Raw genomic sequence first — 14,101 nt, 5'->3', positions numbered from 1 at the left:
GTGTCCTGGTGTCTGGACCTTGCGGTCCGTGGGCGACGCGTCCGTCATGGACGCGCCGCGCGCTGCTTGATCAACCGCCGCGCTTGGCGCCCGAGCGACCCTGCTTGCCGGCCGTCTTCGACTTCTGCAGTTCTTCGGCGGTGGGGGCCTCGGGCACCTGACCCGGTGCCAGCGGCTGGATCTTCGAACCCGGCTTCAGGCGGAACTGGCCTTCGGTGACGACCTTGTCCCCCACCTTCACGCCCTTGCTCAGCATGACGTGGCTATCGCCGACTTCGGTGGCCGTTTCCACCGTCTGCATCTTGACCGTGTTGTCGCCCTGCACGAGATACACGTAGTCGCCGTCCGGACCACGCTGCACCGCCTGTGCCGGCACCACGAGACCGTTCTTCACCGTGCGCACCTTCAGCTGCACGTTGACGAACTGGCCCGGCCACAGCTGGGTCTTCTCGTTGTCGAACAGCGAGCGCAGGCGGAAGGTGCCGGTGCTGGTGTCGATGGTGTTGTCGAGCACGTCCAGGTGGCCCATGGCGATGGCGTGCGCGTCGACACGATCGAGCGCGGAGACTTCCAGCGCGGACAGCGAGCCGTCGGTGGTCGAACCGCGGACGAGGTCCAGGTTCTTCTCCGGCAGGTAGAACATGACGTAGATCGGGTGCAGCTCGGTGAGCGTCACGATCGCGTCCGTGGTGGCCACGATGTTGCCGGCGTCCACCGAGCGGATGCCGGCGAGGCCGTCGATCGGCGCGATGACCTTGGTGAAGCCCAGCTGCACCTGCGCCGCGCGGATGGCGGCCTGGTCGGCATTGGCGGTCGCCACGGCCTGGTCGAGGCTGTTCTTCAGGTTGTCCAGGTCCTGCTTGGACACGTACTGCTGGCCGCCCTTGCTGACGAGGTTCGTCGAGCGGTCGAGGTTGTTCTTTGCCGTGGCCGCGAGGGCCTGGTCCTGCTTGAGCTTGGCCACGGACTGGTCGTACTGGGACTGGATCGTGCGGGGATCGATTTCCGCGATGACGTCGCCCTTCTTCACTTCCTGGCCTTCCTGGAAGTTCAGCTTCATCAGCTGGCCACCCACCTGCGGGCGCACGGTAACCGTGTTGCGCGCCTGGACGGTGCCGAGGGCCGTGAGGTAGACCGGCACATCCTGGCTGGCCACCGGAACGACCGTGACCGGTACCGGCGGTTGATCCTTGCCCTGCCCCTCACCGTTGGCCTGCGCGCCTGCGGCGGCATCGGCCCCCTTGGCATGGTGGCTCCTGACGATGAAGAAGCCCGCGACCAGCACGACAACAATGACGGCCAGCGCGATTTTCCAGAAACGCGACATGTAAAACTCCCAGATGAATAACCGCTCGAAGGCACCGCTCCGACCGGGCGCGCCGTGCGCCAAGGGGGTTATACCCCCCGGAGGTTAAGGATCGACGGCGCCAATGTTAGGTGTTGGGGAACGGAATTGAACAATGCCGGTTGACAGGGGTCCCCCATGACTGACGGCATGTTTAGCCCCTTTCCCATGAACCGTTCCAGCGCCGATCTCAAGACCGCTGACTCAAGCAAGGGTTCCGTTATACTCGCCCGGTTCGACGCCGCATCGCGGCCGCAGGCACGCCGGATCCCGGGGAGGGGGACGGCACACCCAAATTCAGTGGAGTCAATGCGTGAGCGGTTCTCCGAGCAAGTCCGACCAGAACTTCCTGCGTCAGTTCTCAATGCTGAGCGCCGGCCTCAGTGTCCTGACCGTCCTGTTGATGGTGTTGGCATACTTCATTTACAGCAACATCCCGAAAGACCAGGACCCCGCCGTTGCCAAGCGGACCGAGGCCCGGATCGCCCCCGTCGGCGCGGTCTATGCCGGTGACACGGGCCGTGCCGCCATGCTGGCGGCCCAGGAAGCCGCCACCAAGCTCGCTGCGTCGCAGGTCGCCTACGGTGGCAGCACCGACGGCAAGACCATCTACGACAACCTCTGCCACAGCTGCCACACCGCTGGCGTGGCCGGCGCGCCGAAGCTCGGCGACAAGTCCGCCTGGGGCGCCCGTATCGCCGAGGGCATCGCCACGCTGACCAAGCACGCCATCGAGGGCTACAAGGGCCCGGACGGCAACCAGATGCCGGCCAAGGGCGGCAATCCGTCCCTGACCGACGAGCAGGTCGGCAATACGGTGAAGTGGATGGTCGACCAGGCGAAGTAAGGCAGCGCTGCCTGTCTGCCGAAACGCCGCCTCCGGGCGGCGTTTTCGTTTTGTAGGAGCCGATTCATCGGCGAATGGGTGCTTGCCCCAGGGCGGCCCGCTGCCCTGGGTCTGGCCCGCTGCCGCGGGATCGCCGATGAATCGGCTCCTACAAAAGCTCGCCTCGAGTCGTGACCCACTCGCGGGCGAAATCCCTCAACTGCGGGAAGAACCTCTCGAAGGTGCCGCGAAGCATCGTGTCCTCGGCTAGCAGTAGCGGCATGGCCTCGGCCACCGGGTTGGCGCGCGACAGGCGTTGGGAGATGCCACGCAGAGCCTTGCCGATCGCCTCGGGCTCGATATAGCCGGCCGGCAGGTCGTTGGCGTCCATGTAACCGAGGAAGCGCTTGAGCGAGTCAGGAAGGATCGGCGTCGCCGCGTGCATCTCGACGCGCAACGCGGTCGAAAACTCGTCGAGGGGACGACCAGACCACTTCGTGAAATCCCTTGCCAGGCAATGGTCGAACCACATGTCCAGCAGGATGCCGGCATAACGACGGAACGGTGCCGGCAGGCGCTCGCGGGCCGCGCGCACCTCGTCGTGGCTGTCGGTGAAGACGTCGATGGCCCGGTGCAGGTAGATCCCATCGCGCACCCGCGCCGGCAGCGACAGATCGGGCGTGCCACGGACGAAATCGCCCATGACGCCGCCCAGCCGCAGTGCCGCGTCATCGCCCGCCAGCAGGGCGTGGGCCAGGATGTTCATGGCGCGGGTATCATGAAGGGCATGAGCGAACATTTATCTGAAGCGCCGGAGCATTTTCCGGACGAGACCGCCAGCTTCGCGCTCGCGGGCCCTGCGGGCAAGCTGGAATGCGAAGCCCGGGCCGCTGCCCCCGATGTCGCCCGCAACGCCATCGCCGTCATCTGCCATCCGTTGTCCACCGATGGCGGCAGCATGCGCAACAAGGTGGTGACGATGATCGAGCGCTCACTGCGCGAGGCTGGCGTCGATACCGTGATCTTCAACTTCCGCAGCGTCGGCGGATCCGAAGGCGAGTTCGACAGCGGTAACGGCGAAAGCGACGACCTCGCCGCCGTCGTCGCCTGGGCCCGCAAGACGCGTCCCGGCGCCGCACTGTGGCTTGCCGGGTTTTCGTTCGGCAGCTACGTCACCCTGCGCAACGCCGTGCCACTCAAAGCCGATGCACTCATCGGCATCGCGCCCCCCGCCGCTGGCCGGGGCTGGGACTTCGGCCCCCTCGAACTGCCGACCTGCCCCTGGCTGGTCGTCATGGGCGACGCCGACGAGATCGTCGACCCGCAGGCCGTCTACGCCTGGATCGACAGCCTGCCGGAGAATCGGCGGCCGCAGCTGGTGCGCATGGAAGACACCAGCCATTTCTTCCATCGCCGCCTGATGGATCTGCGCGGTGCGATCAAGAACGCCGTGAAGGGCTGGCTGCCGGGACCGCGCGCCGCATGAACTGTACGGAATCGACGCCGGGCGAACGCTACCGGGACGGCATTGCCGGGCACCGCTGGGAATCCGATCCCGCGCAGCTGCCCGTCATCGCCGAGTTCGACCGCCTCCATGCCGCGCTCTGCACGCCGGAGCCGCCGGCCGCCGGTCTTTTCGGGCGACTGAGAAATATGCTCGGCAGCGAGCCGCGCAAGGCAGTCCCTGGCTTGTATCTCTGGGGCAGCGTCGGACGCGGCAAGACCTTCCTGATGGATCTGTTTGTCTCCAGCCTCGCGCCGGGGCTGGCCCTGCGTCGTCACTTCCATCGTTTCATGCTCGAGGTCCACGCGATGATGCGTGAGCTTGGCGATCGGCAGAACCCGCTCGACGAAGTGGCCGAGCGCCTCGCCGCGAAGTGCCGCGTACTGTGCCTGGACGAGTTCCTCGTATCCGACATCGGCGACGCGATGATTCTTGCCGGCCTTCTCGATGGCTTGTTCGCGCGCGGCGTGTCCCTCGTCACCACGTCGAATACGCCGCCGTCGGGCCTGTACAAGGATGGCCTGCAGCGCGCGCGTTTCCTGCCCGCGATTGCCGCGATCGAGGCGCAGTGCGTTGTGCACGAAATGATCTCGCCACGCGACTGGCGCTTGCGTGCGCTGAGCCAGGCATCGGTCTACATGGTGCCGCCCGGGGCGGAAGCCGAGCGCTCGCTTGCGCGTATCTTCACCGGCCAGGCGCAGGGGGATACCGTGGACGGCGGTTCGATCGCGCTGAACAACCGCGAGGTTCCCGTGCGCAAGCGTGCCGAGAACATCGTCTGGTTCGATTTTGCCGCCCTGTGCGAAGGACCGCGCGCGGTCGCCGATTACATCGAACTGGCGCGGACCTTTCCCGCGGTCATCGTCTCGAACGTGCCGCAGTTCACCGTGTACTCCGAGAACGAAGCCAAACGGTTCGTGCTGCTGGTCGACGAGTTCTACGACCGGCACGTGAAGCTGGTACTTTCCGCCGCCGCGCCGATCACCGAACTGTACGATGGCAACAAGGTTCGCGCCGAGTTCGGACGCACTGAATCGCGTCTCATCGAGATGCAGAGCGAGGACTACCTTGGCCGTGACCATAAACCCTGATCTGGCGCGGACGCGGACGCCTGTTCGCTTGCCGCCCATCACCTTCATGCTTTACGGGCGGGTCTCCCGCGCCACCTGACGAGGACACCATGGAACATTGCGAACTGGTTCCCGGTCGCGGCATCCGCCGCGACACCACCGACATCTTCTTCGGCATGCCACGCAAGAAGCTTCGCGACGCACTCGGCTGGAAGGCCGGGGGCGAGAACATGTGGGACGACGAAGACGAGTACAGCACGCCCGACGGCAACGACTGGCTCCGCCTGCGCTTCCTCGACGACAAACTCTGCGATATCGAAGTCATGGGCGGCAACCTCGTCCATGAAGGCATCGAGCTGGTCGCCACCACCCTCCCCGACTTGCGTGTCGCCCTGAAGAACTCGGGCATGGCGCTGGAGAAGACCCAGTGGCTTTCCGAAGGACACGACTGCGTGGACCTGCAGGTCGTCGTCGCCTCCCGGGAAGACGCCGGCGATGTCGGTGATGAGATCGAATGGGTCATCACCAGCAGCGACTTCCGCGTCGAATGACACACCGGGCTAGCACCGTCGCCAGGCAAGCGCGCTTTGCGACGGTCGCCCTTGCCCTGCTCGCGATGACGGGTTGCGCCACCGCGCCATCCGTCGCACCACAACGCAGCGCGCTTGCGCACTGGACACCGTCGCCGAACTTCAATGTGCGCAAGGCGCAGCTCATCGTGCTTCACCATACGTCCATCGGCGACGCCACGGCAGCGCTGCGCGTGCTGAGCACACGCAACAGCGAAGGTCCCGTCAGCGCGCATTACCTGGTCGAAGCGGACGGTCGTATCGACCAGCTCGTGGATGACAACGCACGCGCCTGGCACGCCGGCGCCTCGCGCTGGGCCGGCATGACCGACATCAATTCGTCGTCCATCGGCATCGAGATCGACAACGACGGCAACTCGCCGTTCACCCAGCCGCAGATCCAGGCACTGGTGAACCTGCTCGCGGACCTCACTTCCCGGCTGGGCATTCCGCGTGATGCCGTGGTCGGTCACGGCGATATCGCCCCCGGCCGCAAGAACGATCCCAGCGTGCAGTTTCCGTGGGCGACGCTGGCACGCTACGGATTCGGGCTCTGGCCGGACGCGGCGCTCATCCCCGCACCGCCGGCTTTCGACACGCTCGCGGCCATGCGTCTGGTGGGTTACGACGTGAGCAATCCCCGCAATGCGATCATCGCCTTCCATCGCCATTACCGCGCGATGGAAACCGATACGCTCGATGCCACCGACGCCGCGATCCTGTATTCGCTGCAGCGCAAGCTGATGTCACCGCGCTGAAGCCTCCTACATCGAGAACGACGCAAAGGCCGCGATGGTCTTCTCGACGGCGGCATCGTCGATGTCCAGATGCGTCACCAGCCGGATCGACGGAAGGTAACCGATGCTCAGGCGCACGCCGGCGGCCGCCATATGTGCGGCGAGGTCCTTGAGGCGCGCTGCCGGCACGTCGAGGAACACCATGTTCGTGTGACAGGCCGTGACAGTGAGGCCGTCGATACGACGCAAGCCTTCGGCAAGTCGGCCGGCACGCGCATGATCGTCGGCGAGCCGTTCGACGTGATGATCCAGCGCATGCATCGCCGCGGCAGCGAGCATGCCGGCCTGGCGCCAGCCGCCGCCGGTGACCTTCTTCCAGCGACGGGCACGCTCGATGAGTGCGGCGTTGCCGAGCAATACCGAGCCCACGGGTGCACCGAGTCCCTTCGAAAGGCAGACCGAAACGCTGTCGAAGCCGGCAGCGACCTCGCGCGCCGGTCGTCCATAGGCAATGGCGGCGTTGTAGAGCCGGGCGCCGTCGAGATGCAACCCGAGGCCGCGACGGGTGGCCAGTTCGCGGGCCTGAGCCATGTAGCCGAATTCGAGCGTGCGGCCGTGCCAGGTATTTTCCAGCGCCAGCAGCCGTGACCGTGCAAAGTGCGGATCCACGGGCTTGATCGCCGCCTCGACCTTGTCCAGGGGCAGGCTGCCGTCGGCATCCTGCGGGATGGGCTGGGGCTGGATGGAGCCGAGAACGGCGGCGCCGCCGCCTTCGAATCGATAGGTATGCGCGTCCGCGCCGACGATGTATTCGTCGCCGCGTTCGCAATGGCTCATCAGGGCGATCAGGTTGCTTTGCGTGCCCGTCGGCACGAACAGCGCCGCGGCGAACCCCAACTCGCCGGCGAGACGCTCCTGCAGGGCGTTGACCGTGGGATCTTCACCGTAGACGTCGTCGCCAACGGGCGCGCGCAGCATCGCTTCGCGCATGGCGTCGGTGGGCCGGGTGACGGTGTCGCTGCGCAGGTCGATCATTTCCATGGAGGCATGTCGTTAGGGAACCAGCGTCGGATAGTACGCCCCACACTTCACGAATTGTCGGCCCCGGTTGCGGCATGCTTGGCGCCATGATCACTATCGTCATGGGCGTTTCCGGCAGCGGCAAGAGCACGATCGGCGAAGGCCTGGCAGCCCGGCTGGGCCAGCCCTTCATCGACGGCGACAGTCTGCATCCCCTCGCCAACCGCGAAAAAATGGCACACGGCATCCCGCTGGACGACAACGACCGTCAGCCCTGGCTGGAAGCGATCGTGGCGGAGATGAATCGCCATCGCGAGCGCGGCGAATCCCTGGTGCTGGCGTGTTCGGCATTGAAGCGGCGCTACCGCGATTTCTTGCGGGGTGGGTATGGTGATGTGCGCTTCGTTTATCTGCACGCGCCGCGCGATCTGCTCGCCCAGCGACTCGGGCAACGCAGCGGCCACTTCTTCGATCCCCACCTGCTGGATAGCCAGCTGGCGACACTCGAGGAACCCTCTCCCGACGAGGCGGTATTGCGCGTCGGGGTGGGCCTGGCGCCCGCGGAAACGATGGAGCGCATCATCCGTGCCGACTGCGACGCTGCGCAGGTCGGCACGTCCTGAGTCGCGGCGCGAAGGCCGTCGTCAGATGTCGTAACTCACGCCAAGCCGCACGTACCTTGGCAGCTGGCGAACCACGGCCTGGCCGTATTGCGGGTCGGCCACGCCGGGGTCCGTCTGCGAGTACGGATAGCGGTTGAGCGCACGCTGGTCATTGAACGCGTTGAAGACGCTTGCCGTGAATGACAGCTTGCCCTCCGCGAACGCGGGCCGGTAGGTCGTCCCCAGATCCAGCTGGCGAATCCAGGGAAGCCTGCCCTGCGACCCGGGCGTCGCGGCGACACCGTCGCAGTAGTGGTACTGCCCACCGTATTTACCCGGGTCGGTAAGATTCGGGCCGTAGTAGCCCAGGCAAACCTTGGGCGAGCCCGAGACGAAGCTCAGGTTCGCGGAGACCAGCCACTCCGGGGTCAACTGGTAATAGCCATACAGCTTCAGCTGGTGCGTATGGTCGTTGTTCGTCGGGCCGTTGTTGTTTTCCATCAGGTAGCTGTTGTCCCAGTCCGGACTGGTGGAGGCGGCCGTCGCCTGGACATCGGAGCGCAGCTGGCCTTCCGTATCGCCGTAGCTGCGCGAGAACACGTAATCGACCTTGCCGTACCAGCGGCCATCGAACGGATGCTCGAGGAAGCTTTCCAGTGCGTAGTAACGGCGCTCGAGATGCGGAAAGCCGAATTCGGCGTTGGTCATCGGTACGCTGACCAGCTGGCCCGACGTGTCGATCAGATTGAACGTGCTGGCGCGACCGGGGTTGAACAGGTAGCAGCTGTTGGTCGTGGCGACGTCGTAGCCGAGCGTGGCGGCCTTGGCGATGATCCGGTCGGTATCGCAATAGTCGTCGATCGCGCTGCGCAGGATGCGCTGGGTCAGCTTCGCGCCATAAACCCAGTCATGCCCCAGTGTTTTGGTGAAGCCGAGGATGAACTCGTCCTGGTATTCGGATTTCAGGTTCTTCGCGGTGACCGTCTGCGCGTCGGGAAGGACACCGTAGTAGTTGTTGGAAGACACCGGCTTCGAGAAAGACGTCAGTCCGGTCGGCAGGCCCTGCCCGTCGATACCACTATAGGTGAAGTACTGCGAGGTACTCAGCGCCGCGCCCGCTGCGTTCAGGCCAGGGTTGAGCGGAAGGCCGAGGTAGTAGCGACCCGCATTGCCGTACACCTTGAAGCTGGCGTCGCCGTTCACGTCCCAGCTGAAGCCAAGCCGTGGCGCCCACTGCGGCTTGTGCTGCGTGACATAGGCAGCGCCGTCGCGGTTGTAGTTTTCGAACTGGTCGTTGCGCAGGCCCAGCGAAAGCAGCCAGCGGTCGTCCACCTGCCATTTGTCTTCGATGTACTGCGCCCGCTGGCTGGATCGCACGCTCGCAAGCGAGCTCGTGACATGGCGAACGGCGTAGTAGCCATCCTGACCATTGACGATACCGCCCGTCGCGGGCACGCCAAGACCCGTCGAAATGGGCGTGTTCGGGTCGGCGCGACCATAGCTCCAGTAATAACCATCGCCCGACGCCTCCGAACCCTGGTCGATCGCTCGCGTTACCTCGTTGTCGATACCGGCGCTCAACGTGTGGTCGCCGAGCACATACGTGATATCGAACCGGGTGTTGCTGATGCGCTGGCTACGATTGGGATTGTAAAGTTGTTGCACCGTCTGGTTGTTGCCCACCGGATTGCCGCCGTTGAGCGCAGGATTCTGATTGATGAGGCCATCCACGTACGTAAGGCTCGGGTCGTAAGCACCGGGCTGGTCGTACTGGCTCAATTTCATCTTGCCGAACAACGCCGACACCGTCAGGTTATCGGTGATGTAACCGGTGTACTTGCCCGAGAAGACGTGGCCGCCCGTCTTGATGTTATCTGCCGAGCCGATGCGATCGCCGCGACTCAGGTCAGAGTAGTCATAGTCGTAAACGCTGCCACTGGTCTTGCGCGTGTTCGAGGCACCGGTGAGCTCGAGGATGTTGTTGTCCGTGATGTTCCAGTCGACCTTGCTGTACCAGCGGGGCGAATTGTAGCGGTACTGGACGTCCGGACTCGTACTGTCGACGGCCTGGTGCGTCGAACCCTCCTGACGTTCGAACTCGCCGGCGAGGAAGAAAAACAGCTTGTCCTTGATGAGCGGGCCGCCCACATACGTGCTGACCGTCGTGACCCAGCTCTTGTCCTGCGCATTGGGTCGATAGAGTTCGCCGGCTACCGGTGACGATGGCAAGCCATTGGTGTAGTACGTGTTGCTTGCGTCCGCGCGTGCGAATGCAGGCTCCCACAACACCTGTCCACCGGCATGCCATTCGTTGCTGCCGCGTTTGCCGACCTGGTTGATGACGCCACCGTCCGAGCGACCGTACTGCGCGCTGTAGCCGCCCGTATACGTCTCCTGCTGGTCGATGGCGCCGTACGGCAACGAAATACCACCCAGACCGCGCTGCGGATCGGTCACGTTGAAACCGTTGATGTAGTACGCGTTTTCACTGGCTGCCGAACCGCCAAAACTGTTCAGCGAGGCGCCGGTGGGGCCTGTGTAGCCGCCGCTGTTCGATACCACGCCGGGTGCGAGGCGGGCGATCTCGTCGGCGTTGCGCGCCAGTGGCAGCCTGGCCAGTTGATCGGCCGTGATGACCGAACGCGAGTCGACCGTCGTGACATCGATATCCGCCTGCCGCGATGCGCTGACCTTGACGCCTTCGAGGTTGGCCGTTGCGGTTACGAACGACACGTCGGTCGATGCGGCAACTCGCAAACCGATGTCGTTGCGGGTTTCCACCTCTTGACCGTTACGGCGCAGGGTGACTGAGTAGGTACCGAGCGGGAGCTGGCTCGCGCTGTAACGCCCCTTGGCGTCCACGTTCACTTCCCGGGTAAGGCCGTTGCCACCTTTGACGACGACGGTCGCTCCCTGTGGGTCGCTTACCTGACCGGAGATGCCGCCCGTCGTGGACTGCGCGAGTGCCGCTCCGGTGCCGAGCGCCGTTAGCAACGCAGCGGACAGGAGATGGCGACGAATCGTGATTCTGGTTTGCACGGTGGTGCCTCATGAAGTCATCAAGGATGCCCGTTCAGGGCACATATCGGCGCGTACACGCGCACTGGCCGGCACGCTGTACGCGGCCGGAAGATCGGGATGCCGCGCGCGGGAAAACCACACGAGGTCGATAGAAGGGAAAACTGGGGAGGGGGTTATCCGGCCGCCCGCGGGGCGGAGCGCACGGGGCGCTAGGGGATCAGACGCGACGACAACAGCAATACGCACCGATCGAAATGACATCGATCAGAAGGTGCGTATGGGCTGAGCGTTGAATGGTCAAGATCGGGTGCCTGCGATTGGGTCAGCAGTATAGACGTCTAAATGTCTTAACGAGATTGCATGCTGCTTGAGTATTCCGCGAATGTCAACCGTGCGTTCACGTGTGCGTTTCAGGGCCGATAATGGCTCGGCGACTTGCCAAGGACGCGGCGGAACATGGTCGAGAAGCTCGTCGGGCTTTCGTAGCCAAGGTCCAGCGCCACCATCGTCACGGGTTCACCTGCGGCCAGGCGCGGCAAGGCGACCAACAGGCAGGCCTGCTGCCGCCATTGCGCGAAGCTCGTGCCGGTCTCGCGGCGAAAGAGCCGGGTGAAGCGGCGCCGATGCATGCCAAGATCGGCCGCCCAGTCGTCGATGGTCTCGCTCATGCGCGGTTCTTCGAGGAACGCCGCGCAGCGCGCCGCGAGCGGTGCGTAGGTAGGCAGGGGCAGGGCCAGCGGGATGGTCGGCGCCCTGGCGATCTCCTCGACCACCAGGGACATCAGCAGGCCGTCGCGTCCCTCCTGGTCGTATTCACGTGGTACGTCCACGGCGGCGACCAGCAGGGCACGCAGCAAGGGAGCCACCGCAAGCACGCGGCAGTGGTCGCCCAGCGCCGAACTGGCCGCCTGCTCGATATAGACACTGCGCGTGCTCACGCTGCCGACCATGCGGACCGAGTGCGGCGTGCCGCCCGGAATCCAGACGGCACGCTCGGGTGGGGCGATCCACGCACCCTCCGGCGTGGTGACCGCCACCGTCCCGGCCGCGGCGTAGAGCAGCTGCCCCCGGCGATGCTGGTGTGTGGCCAGCTCGAAGGACGTAGGGTATTCGTGGCCGCGCGACACCACCGGCCGGGGCACGGCTTCGAACGCCACGGGGTCGTACTTAGCGATCATTGTCCCGATCTCGAACGTGGATGACCCATATCCTAGCGCGGGACGCACGCTGCCGTGGTCTCATAGGCATCCCCGATCCCCAGGAAGACCCCCATGCAAGCGCCAGCCAGCGCGACGGTGGACACACCGCGCGCGGACCCGACCGTGTTCGGGGTGATCTTCGCGATCAGCTTCTGCCACCTGCTCAACGACATGATGCAATCGCTGCTACCGGCGATTTATCCGGGCCTGAAGGAAGGCTTCCACCTGGACTTCGGCCAGATCGGCTTGATCACGCTGACCTATCAGATCACCGCCTCGATCCTGCAGCCGCTGGTCGGCCTGTATGCGGACCGCCGGCCGACGCCGCTGGCCCTGCCCGGCGGTACGCTGTTCTCACTGGCCGGCCTGTTGGTACTGTCGATCGCGCACACCTACCCGATGCTGCTGGTCGGCGCATCGCTGCTCGGCATGGGCTCCTCGGTGTTCCATCCGGAATCCTCGCGCGTAGCGCGCATGGCCTCCGGTGGCCGACATGGCCTGGCGCAGTCGCTTTTCCAGGTCGGCGGCAATGCCGGCCAGGCGCTGGGTCCGCTCGCTGCCGCCGTGGTCGTCGTGCGCTGGGGCCAGTCGAGCCTGGCCTTCTTCGCCCTGTTGGCGTTACTGTCCGGCGCAATCCTCTGGAACGTCGGCCAGTGGTACAAGCATCACGGCCTGCCGCGACTGAAGGCAAGCGCCGCGAAGCAGCCCGCCGTGACGCATACGAGCGCCGAGGCCAAGCGCGGTATCGCCGTGCTGCTCGCCCTGATCTTTTCCAAGTACGTGTACCTGGCCAGCCTGACCAGCTACTTCACCTTCTACCTCATTCACCGCTTCAACGTGTCGGTGGAGAGCGCGCAGCTGCATCTGTTCGTGTTTCTCGGCGCGGTGGCGGTGGGCACGATACTCGGCGGCCCTGTCGGCGACCGGTTCGGACGCAAGCGAGTCATATGGTTCTCGATTCTCGGCACCCTGCCCTTCACCCTGCTACTGCCGTATGCGAGCCTGTTCTGGACCGCGCCGCTGACGGTGGTCATCGGCTTGATCCTGGCTTCGGCATTTCCAGCCATCGTGGTGTTCGCGCAGGAGTTGGTGCCGGGCAAGGTGGGGATGATTTCCGGTTTGTTCTTCGGGTTTTCGTTTGGCATGGGCGGCCTTGGCGCGGCCATTCTTGGTGAGCTCGCCGACCATATCGGGATCGAAGCCGTGTATCAGATTTGTGCGTTTCTGCCGTTGATCGGGTTGTTGGCCGCGTTGTTGCCGGATACGAAGAAAAGGCGGTGAGGCATCGCTGCTGAAGCGGCTCCTACAGAACGCGCTGGGGATCGTGGGCGAGGAAGGTGACGATGGTCGCGAGGGCCAGGCGCCCTTCGGTGATGGGAAGGATGGGCCAGACGTGGATCATGCGGTCGCCGAGCACGCAGGTGAGGTCGACGCCCTGTGCGCGCGCCTTCGTTGCGAAACGCAGGGCATCGTGGTGAAGGAGATCGTCGGTGCCGGCGAACAGGAGCATCCGGGGGAGGCCGTACAGATCGGCCTGAAGAGGGCTGATCAAGGGATGATCCAGCGGCAGGTCGCCCGCATGCAGTCTTGCTGCCTCGCGCAAGCCAGGCACGTCCAGCATGGGATCGCGGCGCGCCGTCGCCAGGACATCCTCGCTCGTGAGCGCGGCGTCGAGCATCGGTGTGATCAGGACCATGCACGATGGCAGGGATGCGCCTCGCTCGCGGCGACGCAAGGCAAGCGCCAACGCCAGGGTTCCGCCGGCCGAATCGCCCATCAACATGGCGTGCGGCCCGAGGTCATCGAACACGCGATCGGCCACGTCGAGCGCCACCGTGGCCTGGTATTCCGGGGCAAGTGGATAGAGCAGTACGCGAATGCCACGACCGCTGGCCTCGACGAGACGTTGTAGAAACCGCCAGTGGGTCGCGGTGATCGGTCGCACGAATGCACCGCCATGCAGGTAGAGAACGCGTGGCGGCAGCACGCTCCCGGGCGGCGCCAGGGTGTAGACGCGATGGCCACGCACCTCGGTAACGTCCACGCGAAGCGCGCGCTGGAGGCTCCGCGGCGGAAGCGCCGGTCCACGCCGGCGGGCTTCCGCGATGCCCTCCCGCAGGGCGGATACCGAGCCCAGAAAGCGCTTTCGACCGGAAAGACGAAGTACGGCGCTGAAGAGTCTCGCGCCGAGGCTCGGCCGCGCCATGC

Annotated in this window: 13 protein-coding genes; 7 read left to right on the top strand and 6 right to left on the bottom strand. The window is 65.1% G+C overall.

Annotation, left to right across the window (positions count from 1 at the left end; translation table 11 throughout):
* Positions 1–70: 70 nt before the first annotated feature.
* A complete protein-coding gene (locus tag HB634_RS15770; RefSeq protein WP_213949236.1) occupies positions 71–1,327 on the bottom strand; it encodes an efflux RND transporter periplasmic adaptor subunit in 1,257 nt (418 codons plus the stop codon).
* Between the two features lie 382 nt (positions 1,328–1,709).
* Here HB634_RS15770 and HB634_RS15765 point away from each other — a divergent pair, with 382 nt between their 5' ends.
* Positions 1,710–2,192, top strand: a complete 483-nt coding sequence (locus HB634_RS15765) for a c-type cytochrome (RefSeq protein WP_063570942.1) — start codon at positions 1,710–1,712, stop codon at positions 2,190–2,192.
* 148 nt (positions 2,193–2,340) lie between these two features.
* On the opposite strand, the gene HB634_RS15760 is transcribed toward HB634_RS15765, so the two are convergent.
* Positions 2,341–2,937, bottom strand: a complete 597-nt coding sequence (locus HB634_RS15760) for an ACP phosphodiesterase (RefSeq protein ID WP_063570935.1) — start codon at positions 2,935–2,937, stop codon at positions 2,341–2,343.
* Between the two features lie 21 nt (positions 2,938–2,958).
* On the opposite strand from HB634_RS15760, the gene HB634_RS15755 reads away from it, so the two are divergent.
* From HB634_RS15755 to HB634_RS15740, 4 genes are all read left to right on the top strand, one after another.
* Positions 2,959–3,657, top strand: a complete 699-nt coding sequence (locus HB634_RS15755) for an alpha/beta hydrolase (protein WP_213949235.1) — start codon at positions 2,959–2,961, stop codon at positions 3,655–3,657.
* Entirely contained in the window at positions 3,654–4,766 is a 1,113-nt protein-coding gene (zapE, locus tag HB634_RS15750) for a cell division protein ZapE (protein WP_213949234.1), read from the top strand. The genes HB634_RS15755 and zapE overlap by 4 nt, the downstream gene beginning before the upstream one ends.
* 89 nt (positions 4,767–4,855) lie before the next feature.
* A complete protein-coding gene (locus HB634_RS15745; protein ID WP_213949233.1) occupies positions 4,856–5,296 on the top strand; it encodes a hypothetical protein in 441 nt (146 codons plus the stop codon).
* Positions 5,293–6,072: an N-acetylmuramoyl-L-alanine amidase gene (locus tag HB634_RS15740; protein ID WP_213949232.1), complete on the top strand. Its 780-nt coding sequence runs from the start codon at positions 5,293–5,295 to the stop codon at positions 6,070–6,072. The genes HB634_RS15745 and HB634_RS15740 overlap by 4 nt, the downstream gene beginning before the upstream one ends.
* A gap of 6 nt (positions 6,073–6,078) precedes the next feature.
* On the opposite strand, the gene ltaE is transcribed toward HB634_RS15740, so the two are convergent.
* Positions 6,079–7,092 (bottom strand): low-specificity L-threonine aldolase, encoded by a 1,014-nt coding sequence (gene ltaE / locus HB634_RS15735; protein WP_213949231.1) that lies wholly within the window; start codon positions 7,090–7,092, stop codon positions 6,079–6,081.
* Positions 7,093–7,178: 86 nt separating this feature from the next.
* On the opposite strand from ltaE, the gene HB634_RS15730 reads away from it, so the two are divergent.
* Positions 7,179–7,694, top strand: a complete 516-nt coding sequence (locus HB634_RS15730) for a gluconokinase (protein ID WP_213949230.1) — start codon at positions 7,179–7,181, stop codon at positions 7,692–7,694.
* Positions 7,695–7,715: 21 nt separating this feature from the next.
* On the opposite strand, the gene HB634_RS15725 is transcribed toward HB634_RS15730, so the two are convergent.
* Positions 7,716–10,712, bottom strand: coding sequence for a TonB-dependent receptor plug domain-containing protein (locus tag HB634_RS15725; RefSeq protein ID WP_213949228.1), 2,997 nt, complete (start codon positions 10,710–10,712; stop codon positions 7,716–7,718).
* 392 nt (positions 10,713–11,104) lie between these two features.
* Positions 11,105–11,872, bottom strand: coding sequence for a helix-turn-helix transcriptional regulator (locus tag HB634_RS15720; RefSeq protein ID WP_213949227.1), 768 nt, complete (start codon positions 11,870–11,872; stop codon positions 11,105–11,107).
* 93 nt (positions 11,873–11,965) lie between these two features.
* Between HB634_RS15720 and HB634_RS15715 the strand changes: the two genes are divergently transcribed.
* Positions 11,966–13,174 (top strand): MFS transporter, encoded by a 1,209-nt coding sequence (locus HB634_RS15715; protein WP_063571627.1) that lies wholly within the window; start codon positions 11,966–11,968, stop codon positions 13,172–13,174.
* 22 nt (positions 13,175–13,196) lie between these two features.
* Here the strand turns inward: HB634_RS15715 and HB634_RS15710 are convergent, their stop codons facing one another.
* Complete coding sequence (locus HB634_RS15710) at positions 13,197–14,099, bottom strand: alpha/beta hydrolase fold domain-containing protein (RefSeq protein ID WP_213949225.1); 903 nt, start codon at positions 14,097–14,099, stop codon at positions 13,197–13,199.
* Positions 14,100–14,101: the final 2 nt, after the last annotated feature.

The sequence above is a fragment of the Luteibacter sp. dw_328 genome, from assembly GCF_018449605.1.
Lineage (GTDB): Bacteria > Pseudomonadota > Gammaproteobacteria > Xanthomonadales > Rhodanobacteraceae > Luteibacter.
The sequence above is the reverse complement of the archived record's forward strand: the minus strand, read 5'-3'. Positions and strand labels throughout refer to the sequence as shown.